This is a genomic window from Chitinimonas lacunae (assembly GCF_042650885.1).
Classification (GTDB): Bacteria; Pseudomonadota; Gammaproteobacteria; order Burkholderiales; family Chitinimonadaceae; genus Chitinimonas_A; species Chitinimonas_A lacunae.
Window position 1 is genome coordinate 1,967,714 of record NZ_JBHSBU010000001.1, and the last position, 18,674, is coordinate 1,986,387.

16 protein-coding genes are annotated in these 18,674 nt (G+C 61.9%); 9 read left to right on the forward strand and 7 right to left on the reverse strand.

Annotated elements, in window-relative coordinates:
* Positions 1–274 precede the first annotated feature (274 nt).
* Positions 275–757: a CesT family type III secretion system chaperone gene (locus ACFOW7_RS08020; protein WP_378162915.1), complete on the forward strand. Its 483-nt coding sequence runs from the start codon at positions 275–277 to the stop codon at positions 755–757.
* Between the two features lie 10 nt (positions 758–767).
* Entirely contained in the window at positions 768–2,156 is a 1,389-nt protein-coding gene (locus ACFOW7_RS08025) for a hypothetical protein (RefSeq protein ID WP_378162917.1), read from the forward strand.
* 351 nt (positions 2,157–2,507) lie between these two features.
* Here the strand turns inward: ACFOW7_RS08025 and ACFOW7_RS08030 are convergent, their stop codons facing one another.
* Positions 2,508–3,089, reverse strand: coding sequence for an NUDIX domain-containing protein (locus ACFOW7_RS08030; RefSeq protein WP_378162919.1), 582 nt, complete (start codon positions 3,087–3,089; stop codon positions 2,508–2,510).
* Positions 3,090–3,142: 53 nt separating this feature from the next.
* Positions 3,143–3,700: a GNAT family N-acetyltransferase gene (locus tag ACFOW7_RS08035; RefSeq protein ID WP_378162921.1), complete on the reverse strand. Its 558-nt coding sequence runs from the start codon at positions 3,698–3,700 to the stop codon at positions 3,143–3,145.
* A 653-nt stretch (positions 3,701–4,353) separates the two neighbouring features.
* Between ACFOW7_RS08035 and ACFOW7_RS08040 the strand changes: the two genes are divergently transcribed.
* From ACFOW7_RS08040 to ACFOW7_RS08050, 3 genes are all read left to right on the forward strand, one after another.
* The gene (locus ACFOW7_RS08040; RefSeq protein WP_378162923.1) at positions 4,354–5,004 is read left to right on the forward strand and encodes a TetR/AcrR family transcriptional regulator; all 651 of its coding nucleotides are present in this window, start codon (positions 4,354–4,356) and stop codon (positions 5,002–5,004) included.
* Positions 5,005–5,116: 112 nt separating this feature from the next.
* The gene (gene nudB / locus ACFOW7_RS08045; RefSeq protein WP_378162925.1) at positions 5,117–5,596 is read left to right on the forward strand and encodes a dihydroneopterin triphosphate diphosphatase; all 480 of its coding nucleotides are present in this window, start codon (positions 5,117–5,119) and stop codon (positions 5,594–5,596) included.
* Between the two features lie 21 nt (positions 5,597–5,617).
* Positions 5,618–6,385, forward strand: coding sequence for an endonuclease/exonuclease/phosphatase family protein (locus ACFOW7_RS08050; RefSeq protein WP_378162927.1), 768 nt, complete (start codon positions 5,618–5,620; stop codon positions 6,383–6,385).
* Positions 6,386–6,971: 586 nt separating this feature from the next.
* Here the strand turns inward: ACFOW7_RS08050 and ACFOW7_RS08055 are convergent.
* The gene (locus ACFOW7_RS08055; protein WP_378162929.1) at positions 6,972–7,853 is read right to left on the reverse strand and encodes a YHYH protein; all 882 of its coding nucleotides are present in this window, start codon (positions 7,851–7,853) and stop codon (positions 6,972–6,974) included.
* A 330-nt stretch (positions 7,854–8,183) separates the two neighbouring features.
* Here ACFOW7_RS08055 and ACFOW7_RS08060 point away from each other — a divergent pair, with 330 nt between their 5' ends.
* Positions 8,184–8,849, forward strand: a complete 666-nt coding sequence (locus tag ACFOW7_RS08060) for a hypothetical protein (RefSeq protein WP_378162931.1) — start codon at positions 8,184–8,186, stop codon at positions 8,847–8,849.
* 53 nt (positions 8,850–8,902) lie between these two features.
* Here the strand turns inward: ACFOW7_RS08060 and ACFOW7_RS08065 are convergent, their stop codons facing one another.
* The gene (locus ACFOW7_RS08065) at positions 8,903–9,535 is read right to left on the reverse strand and encodes a TetR/AcrR family transcriptional regulator (RefSeq protein WP_378162933.1); all 633 of its coding nucleotides are present in this window, start codon (positions 9,533–9,535) and stop codon (positions 8,903–8,905) included.
* 102 nt (positions 9,536–9,637) lie between these two features.
* On the opposite strand from ACFOW7_RS08065, the gene ACFOW7_RS08070 reads away from it, so the two are divergent.
* Positions 9,638–10,714 carry an MBL fold metallo-hydrolase gene (locus tag ACFOW7_RS08070; RefSeq protein ID WP_378162936.1) on the forward strand — a complete coding sequence of 359 codons (1,077 nt, stop codon included), beginning with the start codon at positions 9,638–9,640 and terminating at the stop codon, positions 10,712–10,714.
* A gap of 69 nt (positions 10,715–10,783) precedes the next feature.
* Here ACFOW7_RS08070 and fabG read toward each other — a convergent pair whose 3' ends face one another.
* Both fabG and ACFOW7_RS08080 read right to left on the reverse strand, forming a co-directional pair.
* Positions 10,784–11,524 carry a 3-oxoacyl-[acyl-carrier-protein] reductase gene (gene fabG, locus ACFOW7_RS08075; RefSeq protein ID WP_378162939.1) on the reverse strand — a complete coding sequence of 247 codons (741 nt, stop codon included), beginning with the start codon at positions 11,522–11,524 and terminating at the stop codon, positions 10,784–10,786.
* 327 nt (positions 11,525–11,851) lie between these two features.
* Positions 11,852–13,459: an ABC-F family ATPase gene (locus ACFOW7_RS08080; protein ID WP_378162941.1), complete on the reverse strand. Its 1,608-nt coding sequence runs from the start codon at positions 13,457–13,459 to the stop codon at positions 11,852–11,854.
* 165 nt (positions 13,460–13,624) lie between these two features.
* Here ACFOW7_RS08080 and ACFOW7_RS08085 point away from each other — a divergent pair, with 165 nt between their 5' ends.
* Positions 13,625–15,169: a hypothetical protein gene (locus tag ACFOW7_RS08085; RefSeq protein WP_378162943.1), complete on the forward strand. Its 1,545-nt coding sequence runs from the start codon at positions 13,625–13,627 to the stop codon at positions 15,167–15,169.
* Positions 15,170–15,618: 449 nt separating this feature from the next.
* Positions 15,619–16,404, forward strand: coding sequence for a substrate-binding periplasmic protein (locus tag ACFOW7_RS08090; protein WP_378162944.1), 786 nt, complete (start codon positions 15,619–15,621; stop codon positions 16,402–16,404).
* A gap of 45 nt (positions 16,405–16,449) precedes the next feature.
* Here the strand turns inward: ACFOW7_RS08090 and ACFOW7_RS08095 are convergent, their stop codons facing one another.
* A complete protein-coding gene (locus ACFOW7_RS08095; RefSeq protein WP_378162946.1) occupies positions 16,450–18,246 on the reverse strand; it encodes a hypothetical protein in 1,797 nt (598 codons plus the stop codon).
* Positions 18,247–18,674: the final 428 nt, after the last annotated feature.

Consider the following 18,674-nt stretch of genomic DNA (forward strand, 5'->3'; position numbering starts at 1 on the left):
TGGCGACGCCGAGTTAAGCGGACAGGCGCCGGCCAGAGGTGGGCATCGACATTGAGTGCCACGGCCCGAGCTGGTAGCGGGGCCGCCCTGGAGACGGCTCAGGACGTTGCGCCCCGTTCAGTTTCTGTCGATGTCTCAGGGTCCGAGCCGGCCCGCCACACTTTGGCTCGACTCGGCTCGAGCAGGGCGGAACCGGGACCCGCCACCCGTTACTCAGCCGGTGTGCCGTCCTCGACGACCTGACTTTTCCAAACCGGCCAACAGGAAACCCCCGATGTCCAACCCTCACCGCACCCAGTTGGGCCAATGGCTGACCCGTCTTGGCGCCAGCCAGGCGAGCCGGCAGCTCGAACAAGGGATGGCGCTGCTGCGCCCGGCAGGCCATGCCGAACCGATCGCGCTGATCCATCCTGAAGAACCGGGTCAGCGCTTTCTGCTTTTCGCTCCGCTCTGCGGCCTCCCGGCCGGGCTTGGCGCGGCCACGCTGGAAAAGCTGCTGGCCATCAATCTCGAACCCGACTGCGCTGAAGCCGCCCTCGCCCTCGACCCTCAATCGCGCACCCTGTTTCTGCGCGGCCCCTTTTCCCTCCATGGCATAAGCGAAGCGACGTTCCACAATCTGCTGAGCCAGTTTGCCCTCAAAGCCCAATCGATCCGCGAGCGCGTCACCCAGTTGCTGCGCCAGGATGGCCATTCCCCGGCCGCCAGCCCCAGCAGTCCCGAAACGCTGAGCTGGCTGGTCAACCGACGCGCTTAGGAGTCCTGCCATGACCACCCCACTTGGCGACAACTATTTCCATTCGATCGATTACAGCCAGCTTGATATCGACCTCGACGAATCCGAATTCGATATCGATCAGCACGAGCTGTTTCTCCCATTGGAGCCGCTCAAATCGTCGCTGGAGCTGCTCGACAGCCCGAGCAGCCAGTTGCTGCGCTTTGATTCGTTCGATGACGACTCAGTCGTGATGGACTCACTGCTGGCCTCGCAGCAAGCCAGCGGCGGCGACCCGCCGCGCCGGCCCGACGGCAATCAGCCGCCCAGGGGACATTATCTCGACGGCCCGCCTTCCCTGGTGCCCGATAAGCCGATCTTTGCCGACCCGGCCATCCGCTCCGAACTCGACCCGCTGACCCGCGATCTGGCCCTGCGTCAGACGGCCGCCGCACGCGGCCTGCTGTATGCGCCGGGCGATCATTTGCGCAATGAGTTGGGGCTGGCGGCGGTCGAGCTGTATGGCCTGGCCGAATCACTCGGCGTCCACGACGGCATGCAACAGGCGCTGGGCGCGCGTCTGCTGGGTTCGGAAGGGATTCTGGCTCATCAGGGCCCCGATGCCTTGCTGGGCGCGCTACGCCGGGTAGCCCAGGATCTGCCGCCCGGCCCCAGCGTCGCCAGCGCGCAGGACCGCGCCGTGGTACTGGCCCTGATGGGTGATATTGGCGCGCTCTACGCCAACACGGGCGCCACCACCGGGGTCGAGGGTCGCAGCCCCGATCAGGCCGAAGCACTGCGCTTGCTGCTCAGCGATCAGATGGCACGCCAGGGCCTGACCCCGCCCGATACCGGCTCGACCCAGTTGGTCCAGGCATTCGGCGGCTCCAGCGCCGTGGGGCCGGCCAAGAAGGACGAGCGTATCCGGCCCGAAAACGACAGACCGCCTCGCAGCGGCATCCATAACCTCGGCCAGGAAGTCGACCAGATGCTGGGCATTCCCGCCAACGAGCGCCTGCCCGCGACCCGCTGGGATGTCGCCCAGTTGCGCGGCGAGCGGGTGTTGCAATCGGCCGAACCGCTGGTCGGCCATATGTCGGGTTCGCCCGCCGAGATTCTGCAGGTATGGGACATGCTGCGCGGTGACCCGCCTTATACGGGCGTGCTGCTCCACCAACTCTTCGTGCCGTCAAACGACCCCATGGGCCATCTCAGCCAGGCAGCCCAGGATGCCCATTACGCCCGCGCTGCCGGCGCCAGCGCTTTCCTGGTCGGCATGGGCTACCACAGTGCGGTTGAAGTGCTTGAAGGAACGCTGACTTATAGCGGGCAATCGGTCCGTGTCGCCATCGATGGCCAGCAGGACGCCGCCCATCTGTTCGGCCACGGTGCTGCGACCGATTTGATGAATGAGCTGATGGCCAGTCAGATGCAGCAATAAGCCGTATTCTCTTTATAAATGGCGTCCAAACCCGCCATCAACACGGCGCAGCAGCCGCAAGGAAGACTCAGGCACCACTGCACTGTCCCGTGTTACAGCTCATGACGGACACAGTGATGGGTTAGCTCTGTCCTCCTGCGGTATGGTATTCCTGGACGCCATAGGGAAAGCGAATTCATCGATAAAGCAACGGCGGCCATTGTGACCGCCGTGCTTGGCTGACGAGAAAGAGGGCGGGAGTAGAGGTCAGTGATTTTGAAATTTATCTGCAAAACCACTGCAAGATAGAATGGGAATTCTAGACAAAAATAAAATATTCCGCTCCACTTATTCCTCCACTCCGACACCTCCTTAACGGAACAGATGAAGCTGGGCGTACTGAAGCAGCATGATGGTCTTGGCATCGTTGATCTCGCCGCTTGCCATCATCGCCACGGCCTGCTCGAACGGGAGTTCGAGCAGCTCGATATCTTCGCCCTCCTCCTCGACGCCGCCGCCATGGCCGGCTCGGGCGCCCGGGTCGTATTCGGCCACGAAGAAATGCAGTTTTTCCGTTACCGAACCCGGGCTCATATACGCCTCGAACACCTTGCGCACCGTATCGACGCGGAAACCGGTCTCCTCGGCCACTTCGGCGCGGATCCGCTCGGCCGGATCGGCGTCATCAAGTAAGCCCGCCGGCGCTTCGATCAACAGATCGTCGTGGCCATTGAGCCAGACCGGCAGACGGAACTGGCGCACCAGCACCACCGTGCGACGCTCGGGCTGATACAGCAAGATGGTGGCGCCATTGCCCCGGTCGTAGGCTTCGCGCACCTGCGGCTGCCAGCTGCCATCGCGGCGCAGATAGTCGAATTCGTACTTGCGCAGCACATACCAATTGTCCGACAGCAGGGTTTCGCGTCGCATGCGGACGCGGTCTTTGATACTCATCCGGTATTCCTCCGATTGCCGGCCGCCCCATGCGGCCGGGTGCCGTATCCCGTTCAGGGCGCGACGCAGCCATACAGCATGGCATCGCCATCGGGATACCAGGCTCGCAACACGCCTTCCTGCAACATGCCGGCCTGTTCGGCCAGATGGCGCGAACGCAGATTATCGACATGGGTGACGCAGCTTACCCGACGCATCGCGCAACGGCTAAAGGCAAAATCGAGCACGCCCCGCACGGCTTCACGTATCCGCCCCTGGCCCAGCAGCGGCGTGTTGCCCCACCAACCGATCTCGCCGCGTCGCATCGCCCAGTTGAGCTGGTGCAGACCGCTACAGCCGGCCAGCTGGCCGCTTTGCTTGTCCCAGATCAACATCCATAAATCCTCGCCACGCTGCCACTTGGCAAGCGCTTCGCAACAGTTCTGCTCGGCTCGTTGAGGACAAGGCTCCGCCTGGGCCCAAAGCAGTGAAGTCGGCCAGGCGCGCAGTTGTGGCAAGGAGGCGCAGATCGCTTCATACAGGGCCATGCCGTCGCCGGGCAGCGGCGAGCGCACCAGCAGGCGCTCGGTTTCGAATTGGGTCGGTAAGTCGATGGGAAGCAGCGATGACATCAGCGATTCTCCGTTATTGATCCAACAGGCAAAAAAAGAGACGGGCACCTCAGGCGCCCGTCTCGGATGAATCCTGCAGCAGTCGATAGGCGCCGTCAGCTCATGGGGTAGCCCCGATTGGCATTCGGATTGGCCTGACGACGTGCCTTGCCCGGCAAAATACCAGCCGCGAAAACGGGGCCGGTGGTGGCAAGGCGTCCGCGCTGGCGGACGGTCAGATAAGTAGACATGACAGCCACTGTAAACGGAAAGCCGACACCGCGACAAACTGGCCATCTGTCACCTGGCGCGGCACTTTCGGGCCGCCTGGCTGCCAGAGCAGGAACAGGCAGCAACGATTTCTTCCGGAAAAACGGCGAAGGCGTGCGTAAAGCCGAGAACGGCCGGCGTCGCAAGACGACCGGCCGTTCGCTTTGCCGGATACAACTTTAATACAACTTTGCATCCAATTGCCTGGCCACCCTTGCATCGGCGTCAATGCCTGTGCCGGTGCGGCTTTGCCCGTTTCCGCCCGCTACGGCCAAGTTGAACACTCCCTCAGGAAAAACCCCAGCTCGCAGCGCGCCAGCGGCCGGATCGGCTACACTCGGCATCCCAACCGGGCGCAAAGACTGCGCCGTCGGTGGTTTCTCTTCTCCCACAGAGTGTGTTCCATGCCTCCACGCGCCCTCGCCCAGGAAGACAAAGCGGCCCGCCGGGCCGATATCCTGAACGCCGCCCGCGAGCTGTTTCTGGCCGACAGCCACCAGTTGCCCTCGGTAGCCCGGATTGCCGCCGCTGCCGGGTTGGCCAAAGGGACGGTCTATCTGTATTTCACCACCAAGGAAGACATCTTCCTGGCACTGCTGGGCAGCGAGTTCGATGCCGCCTTCGACCAGCTCGATGCCCTGCTCGCCATCGATCAGCCACTGGAAGCCCTATTGGCGGCATTTCTCGATGCCTATGCCGCCTACCTCGATGCCAACCCCGAATTCCTGCGGCTGGCCAGCATGTCGGCACCCGTACTGGAGCAGAACGTCGCCGAGGAACAGGGCTATGCCTTCAAATACGGTATCGCGCTGCGCCTGATCCGCTCGGGCCGACTGCTCGAAGTCCGCCTGCCGACACTGGCGCCAGGTCAGGGGGCGGCGCTGCTGCTGCGGACCTATGCCGTGACGCTGGGGCTGTGGCAGACGGTGGACTATCCGCAGCCCGTCAAATCGCGGCTGACCGACCCGATGTTTGCCGTGCTGCGCCCCGATTTCCGCACCGAACTGGCCGCGACCCTGACCCAGCTTTGGCGTGGTGCCCTGCTTCCCAACTGAAGCACGCTGCCGACCGGCGGCAGCCGGCCGGCGCACTGCTTGCTGTGCCGCTAGCGACGGCCCCTTGCCGTCGCAATGCTAGAATGCCTTCATTCAGCCCGACGCCCTCATCATGTCCGCCTATAAACAACCGGTCTCCGTCCTGGTGGTGATCTACACCCCGCAACTCGAAACCCTGATCCTCGAACGCACCGACTTCAAGGATGCCTGGCAATCCGTCACCGGCAGCATCGAGCCGGGCGAAACCCTGCGCAACGCCGCCATTCGCGAAGTCAAGGAAGAGACCGGTATCGATGCCTCGCTCTACCAGTTGCAGGACTGGGACCTCGTCAACACCTGGGAAATCTACGAAATCTGGCGCCACCGCTACGCACCGGGCGTGACCGAGAACACCGAGCATGTCTTCGGTCTGCTGCTGCCTGAGCGGGTCGAACCCCTTCTGTCCGAGCGCGAGCACAGTCATTGGCTGTGGCGCGAATACGGGGCCGCCGCCGAACAGGTATTCTCGCCTTCCAACGCCGAAGCACTGCGACTCCTGCCCGAGATTGCCCGCCGCTTCGGGGTCGACCAACCGATCGCGGGCCATGCCTGACCCCGACACCGGGAGAAGACGATGGAGCGACACCTCAAGATCGCCACCTACAACATCCATAAAGGGATGTCCACCTTCAACCGGCGCCATACCCTGCACGATCTCAAAATAGCGCTCGACAGCCTGCGGGCCGATCTAGTGTTCCTACAGGAAGTGCAGGGCGAACACCGCCGCCGCGCCGAGCGCCACGCCGACTGGCCCGACCAGCCGCAGCACAGTTTTCTCGCGGGCGATCACGACCATGTCTACGGCCGCAATGCGGTCTATCACGGCGGCCATCATGGCAATGCGGTGCTGTCGCGCTATCCCATCGTGGGCTGGCATAACCTCGATATCAGCGTCAACCGACTGGAGCGACGCGGTCTGCTTCATGCCTCGATCCAGGTGCCGCATTGGCCGGTAACGCTGCATGCCCTGTGCATCCACCTCAATCTGCGCTCGGGCGACCGCCGGATGCAGCTCGCGGCGCTGATCGAATATGTGCGTGAGCAGATTCCCGCCGAATCGCCGCTCGTGATGGCCGGCGACTTCAACGACTGGCGCCATGAAGCCACCCGTACCCTGCACGACGGGCTGGGTTTGCAGGAGGCTTTCCAGCAGGTCCACGGCCGCGTCGCCGCCAGTTTTCCGGCCCATATGCCGGTGCTGATGCTCGATCGCATCTATCTGCGCGGTTTCACCGTCCAGGCGGCCGAAGCCCATCGTGGCCTACCCTGGTCCAGACTGTCCGACCACGCCCCGCTGACTGCCATCGTGCGTCTCAATGAGCCGGCACTGGCGGCCGCTTGAAGACTCCTTTCAAAAAGCAATAAAACTGCAATCTGTCTGCAAGTAGTGGAGACATCATAGAGAGGAAATAAATATTTTCCCCTCCACAGCTTCAGCATCTCCCCCACCCCCACGCCACCACGACAAGTCCCACTTCGCCCTACCAATTACCGTCTCCAGACCAGCAACCCTAGCCCCATCAGCCTTGCAGACAGCGCTGGCAAGCCATCGCCTCCTCACTCACAGCGGTGTGGTGCTGGAAGGTATGGTCCGCTCGCCGCACGCTGGGATTCGCGTGGAGTGGGAAGTAAAGGGTTTACAGATCGCCTCGGAGAAATTGGCTGTGTGGAGGCGCAGGCTCGCGATTGGCCGGGACAATGCAGCGATGGCAGCAAAGCGCAAGGGATTTACAAGCTCGTCTTAAGGCGCGTCCTTTTGGACGCGGAAAGGGTTTACAGCTTTGTCGGAGCGTCGGTAGAGGCTGAGGAGGCCCGGTGGTTGAGCAGGCAGAAAGGCTCTGGTCAGAGCCTTTCCGTTTAGACTGGCAGTGCCGGTTGAGCGGCTGACATCTGATGCTGGGCGTCCGGCCAATCGGATGCCGAGTTCTCTAGCGTCGGATCGACATGGCCCGGTAGTTCACGACGCCCTTGAAACAGCCCAGCGTATAGGGAAATTCGCGGTTGATATGGTAGTGGTACTTGGTTTTGACCACGCCATCGATATCGAGCACGGGCGCTTCATGGCCGTGGCATTCGTCGAGTTCGTCATTGCTGATCAGCCGGCCACCATGGTCGCGCGGGCCGTAGATAAAGAAGCCGTCGAGCGCCACCCCGACCAAGGGCGAATGTTGATCCGCCTCGCCTTGCGGCAGGCAGGGGGAATCGTGGTGGTAGTGGTAGAGACCGCTTTGTTGCGGATGACCTTCGCAACTATCGAGCACTTCATGGGCGACGGCATCGCGGTTGTCAGCGTCGAGCGCGTTGAAGAATACCGCCCCGGTAATGGCCAGCCCGATCGGCCCGCCCGGCAGACAGGATGGCTTGGCAGCCACCTGGGGAGCGCTTGGGATGGTCAGGGTCATCACCTGGGCGGAAATCGAATTGGGATTACGGTCGTATCTGGCCGCCTCGCTGCCTGCGGCAATCGGAAATACGCCCGTACCGTGCAGCGGCAGTGCATTGCCTTCGACCCGGAAAACTCCATCACCTACCGTCGCTCCCAAGCCGCCCGACCAGGCAACCGAGCCTTCCACGACGGGTTTGTCAGCAAAATAGATCGTGCCATCAGGCCCGAGCCACGGCCGGCTCAGGGACTGGCCGAGCGTTGTGCCACGACAGGCGTAGAGGCTGTTGCGCGCCGGGGCATCGATGCGGCGACTGTCGATGGCGCCCTTGGCAGTGGCTTTCTGCGTCTTCAGCGACTCATGGGCCTGCGCGGCCGGCAGCGCGGCGCAAAGCAGGGACAAAGCGAGAACGGCAACGGGTTTCATGATGGGCTCCAGGCGGGGGACACGCCCAGTATCGACCTGGAGTATGCTCTGCCCGGAGCTGGCGACATCGGCAGCAACGGCTGAAACAATTTATTTACGTTTGTCCACACTATGGCCGGAACCTGCCATTTTCCGTTCGCAATGTGCAAACATCCGTCAGCGGCAACGGAACCGGACCGACCTCCCAGCAGTCACATGCGGCGGCGACTTGCCCGATGAAACTTCGCCAAATACTTTATTTATTTTATTTATACGGCCTGGATACTTGCATTATTTTTGCAGGTATTTTTCCAATCAACCTTGGACCCGGCAGAACCGCCCATCGTCTCCATGGCTTATCCAGCACTAGACCCGACTTCCGGCCCTGCTCCGCTATCGCTGCGGCGGGTGGCGATCTTTCTCGGATTGTCGGTGCTGGTCCACGGCCTGCTGCTGCTATGGCGACCGCCGGAGCCTTCCGCTCCACCCAAACCCGGCCTGACTTCGCTACAGGTGCAATTGCAACGGTTGGCCGAACCGACCGTGGTACCGCCACCGCCGCCAGCCAAGCGTCCGCCGCCACCTCCACCGCCCAAGGCCCCGCCACGCAAACACCCGCCGCCGGCAACCGAACGGAAAAAGACTTCCGCCGCCCCTACCGCGCCACCATCCGCCACGCCCGCCGCGGCACCAATGAGCGTGCCCGCCAGCACCAACGAGACCTTCACGATCAGTGCTCCAGCGGCCACGTCCTCCACCGAGACTTCCACGTCAGGCCGGCTCGACTTGGAGGGCGCCCGTCAAATGGCTCGCGATATCGACCGCAACCGGCGCGATAAGCCGGCGCCAGGCCATCCGGCACTGGCCCAACAACAGTCCGAACAAGAAACCGCGATGGCGCGCTCGATCAATAAGGCCGCCCGGCCGGACTGCCGTGAAGCCTATGCCGGCATGGGCCTGTTGGCGGCCCCGATGCTGATCAAGGATGGGGTGACCGATAAGGGCTGCAAGTGGTAAGGCGACTTCGCGTCCCGAGCCATACGGCGGACCTCTCCCGTGCTTGAGGCGCCCTAGTCCGGCTCTCCCGCCGTCTTGTCACAGCCATAGCAACTCAGGAACATCTCGACACAGCCATCGATCACCCGCGTCTGCGCAGCTTGGTCGAGTGGCGGCTGGCCCAGCGCAAGTTGCGGCCAGAAGGCAAAGGATTTCAGCAGACCTTGCAGTTGCTGTGCGGCAAAGACCGGATCGAGCGGCTTCAAACGGCCATCCGCTGCCGCATCGCGTACCCAGCGCCCGACCGCCTCCTCCTTCTCATCGAGCCGCGTCACCATTTCGCGCGCCCGCTCCGGGCTATGCATCATCTCGGCAATGGCGACCCGCACAAGGCCCAGGAAGTGTTCGTCATGGAGCAGCCGCATCTTCTGCCATAACAGCTCACGCAACTGCTCGGCCAACGGTCGGTCGGGCTGGTAGCTCAGATCGATACGCGCCAGGCTAAGCCGCCACAGCTGGGCCATGATCTCGGCGAACAGCTCATCCTTGCTGGGGAAATGGTTGTAGACCGTGCGCTTTGACACGCCGGCACGCAGGGCGACCTTATCCATGCTGGTGCCTTGAAAACCGTTTTCGCGAAATTCGGCGATGGCGGCATGCAAGATGGCTTCGTGCTTCTGGTCGGTCAGGCGGATAGACGAGGACATGGCGGCCGGGAAAAGCGGAAAACGAAAATATTACACTGATCAGTTTACTTTTCCAAAAAGCAAAACTACACTGTGCAGTGTAATTTATCCCAGGATCAGCGCATGCCCCACCCCTTCCCTGCTCTGCGCCGTAGCCTGCTTACCGGAGTTCTCGTCGCCATGAGCTATACCAGCCTGACCGCTTGCAGCAGCCCCAGCTACCCCGAAACTTCGCACTACCGCGACGGTCGCTTTTTCAACGCCAAGGTGACGCCGGAGAAAAGCCTCGGTGAGCGGCTGGGTATCTTCTGGCGCCTGCTGTTCGACCGCCCGGTCGGGACGGTGCCGAGCCAACCCATCCCGGTGCAGACGCTGACGCGCGAAGCCTTGCTGGCAGCGCCCGAAGACAGTCTGTTCCGGCTCGGCCATTCGACCTTGCTGCTTAAGCTATCAAGTGGATTCTGGCTGACCGACCCGGTATTTTCCGAGCGGGCCTCGCCTTTTCAGTGGATCGGTCCCAAACGCTTTCACCCAAGCCCGATCGCGCTCGATCAATTGCCGCCGCTGACCGGGGTGATTCTGTCGCATGACCATTACGACCATCTCGATCAGGACACGGTGCAACAGCTGGCTGACCAGGTGCAGTATTTCGTCGCCCCGGTGGGAGTGGGCGACCGGCTGATCGAATGGGGCGTGCCGGCCGCCAAAGTGCGTCAGCTCGACTGGTGGCAATCGACCGAAGCGGGCGGCCTGAAACTCGTCGCCACGCCAGCCCAGCATTTCTCCGGGCGCGGCCTGCATGACCGCAATCGCACGCTGTGGACGTCTTGGGTGATCCAAAGCGGCTCGCTCAAGCTGTTTTTCAGCGGCGACACCGGCTATTTCGACGGGTTTCGCCAGATCGGCGAGCGCTATGGTCCGTTTGATCTGACCATGCTGGAGACCGGTGCCTACAACAGCCAATGGCCCGATGTGCATATGCAGCCGGAAGAGACGCTACAGGCCCATCTTGATCTGAAGGGACGCTGGTTGCTGCCGATCCACAACGGTACCTTCGATCTGGCCATGCATCCATGGCAGGAGCCGTTTGAGCGGATTGCCACGCTGGCTGATCGGCAGCAGGTGGCGCTGACCACACCGCAGATGGGCCAGCGGCTCGATCTGCGCCGGCCCGAGAGCATGACGCGCTGGTGGCGCTGAACACACTTTGCGCCCGCCCAAATAAAAACGCCCTGACCGAAGTCAGGGCGTTCTTGTCGAGGGCATGGCTCAGATCACCAGACCGCCATCGACCGAGATCACGGCGCCATTGATGTAGCTGGCGTCGTCGGAGGCCAGGAAACAATAGACGCTGGCGATTTCCTCGGGCTTGGCCAGGCGGCGCATCGGCACTTTTTCCTCCATGGCCTGAATCACCTTTTCCGGCATCGACTGCAGGATCGGGGTGGCCACAAAGCCCGGGCAGACCGCGTTGGAGCGGATGCCCTTCTTGCCCAGTTCCTTGGCCCAGGTCTTGGTAAAGCCGATCACGCCGAACTTGGCGGCGGCGTAGTTGGTCTGGCCGAAATTGCCGTACAGGCCGACGACCGAGGAGGCGTTGAGGATCACACCGCTGCCCTGTTCCATCATGGTATCCACGACGGCGCGGGTGCATTGGTAGACGCCCTTGAGGTTGATATCGATGACCCGATCGAACTGCTCGTCGGTCATCTTGTAGAGTTGGGCATCGGCGACGATGCCGGCATTGTTGACCAGTACGTCGATACGACCCCAGGTGGACTTCACGCCGCTGACCATCTCGGCGATCTGCTGCTTGTCGGTGACATTGACCACATAAGCGATGGCCTCTCCACCGGCAGCGACGATCTCGTTCACCACGCCATCGATGCCGGCGGCGTTGAGGTCGCACACCACGACCTTGGCGCCTTCCTTACCGAAACGCAGGGCGGTGGCACGGCCGATACCGCTGGCGGCGCCGGTGATAATGGTGACTTTGCCAGATAGACGCATAAGAGCTCCTTTAACTGGCGCGACCGCGCCAAGAAAACAGCAACAAAGCGAAACGCGACCTCCCTTTCGGGAGGCCGCGGCTTCGTCTGCTCCATCCTTCTTCTTTGTATTCTATTCCGGGTCGGATCGCCCTTGCGGCGACCCCAAGTGGCAGGCGGCTTCAGCCGCCGACTTGGTCGCCCGACGCCTGGCGTCGGGCCGTACTGAGATTGCGCTGCACTATATACCCAAAATATTAGAGCAACAACTTTAATTTTGGGATTTTCGGCCCGCCTCAACGGGCCGTTGCGGTTTTGCCGCAGCGCTTGTCCGGATAAGCCGGACGAATTATTCGAGACCCTGGCTGGCCAGATAGTCTTCGTAGCCGCCGACGTAGTGAACGAAGCTACCATCGCCCTTGAGTTCGAGCACCTGGGTCGCCAGCGAACTGACGAACTGACGGTCGTGCGACACGAAGACCAGGGTGCCCTTGTACAGATCGAGTGCCAGGTTGAGCGATTCGATCGATTCCATATCCATATGGTTGGTCGGCTCGTCCATCAGCAGCACATTGGGCCGTTGCAGGATCAGCTTGCCGTACAGCATGCGGCCCTTTTCACCGCCCGACAGCACGCGGACCGGCTTTTTCACATCGTCGCCCGAGAACAGCAGCCGACCGAGAATGCCACGGATGGTCTGATCGTCGTCACCGGGCTGGCCCCATTGCTTCATCCAGTCAAACAGGGTCAGATCGCTATCGAAGTCGGCTTCGTGGTCCTGGGCGAAATAGCCCACTTCGGCCTTGTCGGCCCATTTGACGAAACCGTGCTGCGGGGTGAGTTCCTTGACCAGCAGCTTCATCAGGGTCGATTTGCCGACACCGTTGCCGCCGATCACCGCAAGCTTCTGCCCCGCTTCAAAGATCAGATTGAGATTGCGCACGATCGGCGTATCGCCGTAAGCAAAGCTCAGTTCGGTGGCTTCGAACGCCTGGCGGTGCAGTTTCAGCTTGTCGTCGAACTCGAAGCGCACATAGGGGTTCTGCCGGCTCGACGGCTTGACCTCGACCATATCGGCCTTGATCTTGTCGGCCAGACGCAGCCGCGAGGTGGCCTGACGCGATTTCGACTTGTTGGCGGCAAAGCGGGCCGCGAAGGCCTGCAATTCGGCCACTTTTTCCTTGGCCTTGGCATTGGCCGACAACTGACGCTCACGCGCCTGCATGCTGGCCAGCATGTAGTCGTCGTAGTTGCCCGGGTAGAGCTGGATCGTGTTGTAGTCCAGGTCGGCCATATGGGTGCAGACTTGGTTCAGGAAGTGGCGGTCGTGCGAGATGATGATCATGGTGGAATTACGCTCGTTCAGCGTATGTTCCAGCCAGCGGATGGTATTGATATCGAGGTTGTTGGTCGGCTCGTCGAGCAGCAGCACATCGGGGTCGGAGAACAGCGCCTGGGCCAGCAGCACCCGCAGTTTCCAGCCCGGCGCCACTTCGCTCATCGGGCCGTTGTGCAGTTCGGTCGGGATGCCCACCCCAAGCAAGAGCGCACCGGCACGCGCCTCGGCGTCATAGCCGCCCATTTCGCCGAATTTGACCTCGAGGTCGGCGGCGCGCATATAGTCATCTTCGGTCGCCTCGGGGTTGGCGTAGATGCTGTCCTTTTCGTGCATCGCCGCCCACAGCTCGGCATGGCCTTGCAGCACCACGTCGAGCACGCGCTGGTCTTCGTAGGCAAACTGGTCCTGGCGCAGCTTACCGAGCCGCACGCCCGGGTCGAGACTGACATGGCCGTTGGACGGTTCGAGATCGCCACCGAGGATCTTCATAAAGGTAGACTTGCCTGAACCGTTGGCACCGATCAGACCGTAGCGGTTGCCCTCGCCGAACTTGACCGATACTTTCTCGAACAGCGGCTTGGCGCCGAACTGCATGGTAATGTTGGAGGTGGTGATCACCGCGATGACTCCCGAATTCTGGACTAAGCCCGCCAATCGTCTTATAGACAATACGGCGACGCAAAAAAGGAAGCCGGCGGCGGGGCTGTCCCCGGCGCACGGCGTTTAGCGCGATTCTACCACACTAGCCCCCGCGAGCCGGCCACCGGTCCGGAAAGAACAAATATGTTCGATTTCAAAGGCTTGATCGACGCACTGAAACGCCGGGCCCGTGATGAGGCGCCCGGCGGTCCGTCCGCCACCCGCATGATGGCCGACCTGCCCCGCAATGAGGCGCTACAAGCCCTGGTCGAGATTGTGCGGGAACTGGCGGAACTCAACCGTAACCCCAAAGTGTCGCTTAAAGAACGCATCCGCACGGTGCTGTACTTTGACGACAAGGCCCAGCCGGTCACCCGGCTGCTGACGCGGGTCTACCGCGAAATCGAACATATCGAAGGCGTGTCGCCGCGTCAGGTGCTGCCCGGCCTGTTGGCCTGCTGGCAGGAAATGGCGGCAGCCTACAAGCTCTGCCTCAAGCAGCACGCCGAAGCCCCGTCGCGCCAGTTTATCCCGCAGGCCGAACTGGCCACGCTGCGCGCACTCTACTATTACAGCCTGCAAGCCAAATGGGCCTATCTGCGCTATTTCGAGGTCGACCCCCGGGTCTGGCGCAATATGCACCGGCTCTATCAGGTGGCCGAGAGCGGCGGTTTTCTCGATGCCCCGATCCAGCGCTTTCCCGACGAGCCGTTCGATGTCACGGTTCGCCATAGCTATCTGCGCACCATGCTGCTGTGGCTCACCGACCCCGACCGGCGCCGACCCGAGCAGATCTGGCTGATCGACGACTGGCTGATCGGCTGGACCGACCGGATCAAGATCGAAAAAGTGATCCGCCCGCGCGATCAGTTGTTCGCCATCAATCTCGACGACACCAAGCCGCCGATCAAACTGCGCCGCAATATGGTGGGCGAGCGCTACCGTTATTTCACCACCGAAGGCCTGTCGGCCCATCTGGCGCAACTGGCCAAGGATGCCTATCAGGGCCAGTTCGCACCCGAGCTGGGCGACTTGCCGCCCGGCCAGGAAATCGCCGTGGCCCAGTTGCTGGCCGATCTGGCCGAACTATGGTCACGCGAAGGCCAGATGCGCTCGCGCCGCCACGAACGCAGCGGCGCCAGCCAGCGCACGGTCGAGGTGGTACATGGCCTGGGCAGCATCTCGCGGCTGTTCGACAGCCACACCATCGAACTGCGCGAAGGCAGCGGCCAGAGCACGCCGGAATTCGAAGAATGGGCCGTCGACGACGAATCCGCCGTCGGCTGGGGGGCCAACTACAAGGCCCGCTTTGACGACCATCTGACCGTGGGCGAGCTGATCGCCATGAAGCCCGAACCCGGCCATAAGCTGTCGGTCGGCATCGTGCGCCGGGTCAACAAGACCCGGGAAAACCGGGTCAAGGTCGGCGTCGAGAAATTCGGCGGTCAACCGGTGGTGGTGGTGCTCGAAGCCCCCGACCAGCCGACCGTCGTTGCCCTCTACAGCGCTGACGCCCCGCAGGCGCAAGGCCAGCGCTGTCTGCTGGTCAGTCGCGACTGCTACGCCCCTCAACGCGATCTCACCTTGATCGCCGGCCATAAACGCTATCGCATCCGGCTCGGCCCGCCGCTTGAAGAATTGCCGGAGTACACCCTGTGTGGCTTCAGCGTGCTGGAAAAGCAGGGATAGAAAAAATCAGGAAAAACGTCCGCAAGACAGAATCAAAGTTAATAAAGAAATATCCTGTTTTAGGACACCCCTCTCTCACAACCACCTCCAGATCGGCCATGACGTCCCCCTCAGACGCCATGGCCGCCCGGCCCCCTTAAACGCTGGCGCATCGCCAGACAATCCGGCGTTGCATCTGACCTTCAAAGCCCAGGCGCCTAACCCTCAGCCAGTCTCAGCCGTGACGCCGATTTGAACGGACATAGCTCACAAAAAATCCGGCAAGACCTCTGCCAGCTCCTTATTCCTGTAATAAAGAAATCTCCAGCTTCCCGCTGCCGCCTTATCAGCGTTACCACCACGGCGGACGCCACATCAGCCAAAACAGCGTGCTGTCCCGTAGCGGCGGCACGCTGGCGGGTCGGCTATGCTGACTGGACATCGTTGCAATTTATGGAGTCATGGTGTTGTTGAAAACCCTACTGATACTCCTGCCGAGCCTGAGCGCGGTCCACGCCACGCCGCTACTGCTGGCCAGTGCCGAATTCCCCCCGTTTCGGGAAAAAATCGGCGACAGCTACCGTGGTGCCGACTATGAAATCGTGACCCAGGTATTCGAGCGCCTGGGCTATCAGGTAACGGTACAGTTCTATCCCTTGCAACGTGCCCTCAAGCTGGCCGAGAAAGGTGCCGTCGCCGGCTTTTTCACCCTGACCCGCAATCCTGAACGCGAACGGATCTTCCTGTTCACCGCTCCCGTCAGCACCGTCACCGATGTACTGTTCAAGCGCCGGCTCGACACGCTTACCTGGCAAAACCTGAGCGATCTGCGCGGCTACCGGGTCAGTGCCAGCGAAGGCTACAACTATGCGCCGGGCCTGCTGGCCAATCTCAAGCTCGGTGGCGCGCAACTGAGCATGGTGGTGGGAGAGAAACCGGAATACGAACATCTGCGCCAACTGTCGGCCGGACTGGTCGATCTGGCGATCTGCGAAGTCAGTGTCTGTAGTTCGCTGATCCAGCAGCATCCCGACCGCTTTGGCCATATCGACTATATCGACCGCCCCCTGGGTGAGACGCGCAGCTTTCATCTGGGCATTTCGCGCAAGCACCCCAATGCGGAAGGCCTGGTAGCCGCCTTCGATGCCGAACTCGCCAAATTCGCCGCCGAAGGCAAACGGGCAGAGATCTTCAAGCGTTACGGGATGCGGGTGTCGCTCGACAAGGCGGGCAGCAGATCTGCGGCTCAGCAGTAAGGACGGGATGCCCGCGCCGGCAGCAAGGCATCCCTGCCGGCCGGGTCACGGATTCAACAATCTAGCCGAGGTCACGAACGGCACCGAGCCTGAAGTCGTGGTCTGGATCGCGGTATACATCACCTGGAACGCCGACTCGCCGGTCGGGGCGAAGAAATGGTAGTCGTCGAGCTTGCTCTCTTCGGCGACGCTCAATTCGCTGCCATCGGGCCACAGATAGCGCACCTCGCGCGCCTGGGTCACGCTTTCCCAATCCTCGAAGATCAGCGCATGGGACGTCCCCTCGCCGTACAGCACCTTGACCGGCTTGGTATCGGTGGCCGGATTGTGCGGCTTGCCCATTTCCACCGTGTTGAAACTGAAATACAGCTTGTAGCGATAGCCGCCCATATGGGCGATCGACGGCGCCTGCACCCCTTCGAAACCCTTGGGACAGCGTGTATCGCGATAGTCGATCGACCAGCGGCTGCCATCCCAGCGGGCGTAGGCATTGAGGAATTTGTAGCGGTAGCCGCAGGTCTCGCCACCTGGCTGCGAGGCGCCGGGCAGGTCGGCCGTCACCACCATAAAGGTGCCGCCGCTGCCATCCCATAGCCAGGAATCGCGCGTGGGATAGCCGATGCGGAACTGGCGCAGATCGGTGATGGTCGGGTTGGCCAGCACGCTGTCGCCCTGTACCCCCATCAACAATGTCGGCTCGCAAGCGCCGCCCTGGGCGAAATCGCTGCCGTTGCGGCAACTGGTTGCACTGGCCGAGCGGTTGAAATCGAGGCCGAGGTAGCCATCTTGGCTGTCGAGCATATAGATGCGCGAACGGTTGTCGCTATGGGTGGCCTCGTAGAACAGGCGGATACGGCCAGCGTAAGGCACCGCCTGGGCCTGGCCGAGAAAACGCGGGTCGCCGCTGGTCTGCTGGTTGATCACGATGCCATAGCCGCTGGTCTTGTCGAACAGCGTGGCGCTGCTCGGGTCGTCGCGCTTGACCACACTGCGGCTCAAGGCAGGCTTCAGACCTTTTTCCTCGCGCACGGTCGGGTTGTAGTAGTAGCGCACCCGGCCGCTCAAGCTGCTGCCAGCCCAGTCGCCATAGACAAAACCGTAGGACAGCACATTGGCGTCGTCGACCAGCCTGATGGCATTGGCAGCTCCTGGAGCGGTGGCATTGATCAGCCACGATTCGATATCGGTGCTGGCCTCGACCGGCGCGCTGCTGGCGCGGCGCGAACAGGCCGCTTCGAGGCAGGCTTGTAGATAGACCCGGTACCTGGTGCCCGACTTGAGATCGCTCAGCACGCTCGACGCGCTGCCAGGCGTGAGCCGGGTCACGGCCATCCGACCGGTGACGGTATCGGTCGCCACCAGGCGGTAATGGTCAGGCGCCGCCGGCCCGCCATACCACGAAGCACCGAGCCGCGACGAGGAACTGTAGTGGCTGAGGCCCAGCGTTCCCGACTCCACATTGGTCAGCGTGAGACCCGGCGCCGCCACGACGGAGCCGGCTTCGAGCGTGAACCCGGCCAACGGGTCGGTGCTGCTGAGCCGGGCGGCATAGCTCTGGCCGGCAAAGTCGAAACGCGGAATCTGCAAAGACCACCGTCCGTTTTCGATGCTCAGCTGCGGCGGCTCGACCGTGCCGGGGTTGCTGTCGGACAGCACCGCTTCAGCCAGCCGGAATGATTGGCCATCGGTCGATTGCAGACGGGCCCGATAGGCTTGGCCATTGACCGAGATATAAGGCAGATCGACCGTCAGTACCCCTTCGGACAACACCACGGAAGGATTGCTGGCGAGCGCGGGCAAGGCCAGACACAGCAGCGGCACCACGAAGACCGGTTGGGACATCGCACACCTCGGCTTGGAAGTCGGATGCTGTAGTTATAGCGTCGCTGGCATTGCCGAGGGCGGCTGTGTTGAATATTTTTTATTTTTGTTATTAAGCCGGACAGATATTGGCAAATGATTTTCATATTATTTTAATTTTCTGCTGAAACTCTAGAATTACCGTTCCCGGCAATGGCTGAGTACGTCCGTCGCTTGGTCGCGCAATCCCTTGTGCAGTGCGGCAAAGCACGGTAAAACGACTCTGTCTTGCGACCGCCACGACCTTACCCGGCCCCGATCACCTCGCCTTCGGCCGCTATCATGGTCGTCCCCGGCTGAAGCGGTGCGATCCACCGTCAAGCCGGGGCTCTCCTTCGGCTGTCGCATATTTGTGCTGGATCAGGACCATTCGCACGGCCGTGCTGCACGGTCAGGCACGATTCGCCTAA

What these genes read in the sequence shown, in the direction of transcription:
- ACFOW7_RS08020 (WP_378162915.1), top strand. Translation starts at nt 275, where the DNA reads ATGTCCAACCCTCACCGCACCCAGTTGGGCCAATGGCTGACCCGTCTT.
- ACFOW7_RS08025 (WP_378162917.1), top strand. Translation starts at nt 768, where the DNA reads ATGACCACCCCACTTGGCGACAACTATTTCCATTCGATCGATTACAGC.
- ACFOW7_RS08030 (WP_378162919.1), bottom strand. Translation starts at nt 3,089, where the DNA reads ATGAGTATCAAAGACCGCGTCCGCATGCGACGCGAAACCCTGCTGTCG.
- ACFOW7_RS08035 (WP_378162921.1), bottom strand. Translation starts at nt 3,700, where the DNA reads ATGTCATCGCTGCTTCCCATCGACTTACCGACCCAATTCGAAACCGAG.
- ACFOW7_RS08040 (WP_378162923.1), top strand. Translation starts at nt 4,354, where the DNA reads ATGCCTCCACGCGCCCTCGCCCAGGAAGACAAAGCGGCCCGCCGGGCC.
- nudB (WP_378162925.1), top strand. Translation starts at nt 5,117, where the DNA reads ATGTCCGCCTATAAACAACCGGTCTCCGTCCTGGTGGTGATCTACACC.
- ACFOW7_RS08050 (WP_378162927.1), top strand. Translation starts at nt 5,618, where the DNA reads ATGGAGCGACACCTCAAGATCGCCACCTACAACATCCATAAAGGGATG.
- ACFOW7_RS08055 (WP_378162929.1), bottom strand. Translation starts at nt 7,853, where the DNA reads ATGAAACCCGTTGCCGTTCTCGCTTTGTCCCTGCTTTGCGCCGCGCTG.
- ACFOW7_RS08060 (WP_378162931.1), top strand. Translation starts at nt 8,184, where the DNA reads ATGGCTTATCCAGCACTAGACCCGACTTCCGGCCCTGCTCCGCTATCG.
- ACFOW7_RS08065 (WP_378162933.1), bottom strand. Translation starts at nt 9,535, where the DNA reads ATGTCCTCGTCTATCCGCCTGACCGACCAGAAGCACGAAGCCATCTTG.
- ACFOW7_RS08070 (WP_378162936.1), top strand. Translation starts at nt 9,638, where the DNA reads ATGCCCCACCCCTTCCCTGCTCTGCGCCGTAGCCTGCTTACCGGAGTT.
- fabG (WP_378162939.1), bottom strand. Translation starts at nt 11,524, where the DNA reads ATGCGTCTATCTGGCAAAGTCACCATTATCACCGGCGCCGCCAGCGGT.
- ACFOW7_RS08085 (WP_378162943.1), top strand. Translation starts at nt 13,625, where the DNA reads ATGTTCGATTTCAAAGGCTTGATCGACGCACTGAAACGCCGGGCCCGT.
- ACFOW7_RS08095 (WP_378162946.1), bottom strand. Translation starts at nt 18,246, where the DNA reads ATGTCCCAACCGGTCTTCGTGGTGCCGCTGCTGTGTCTGGCCTTGCCC.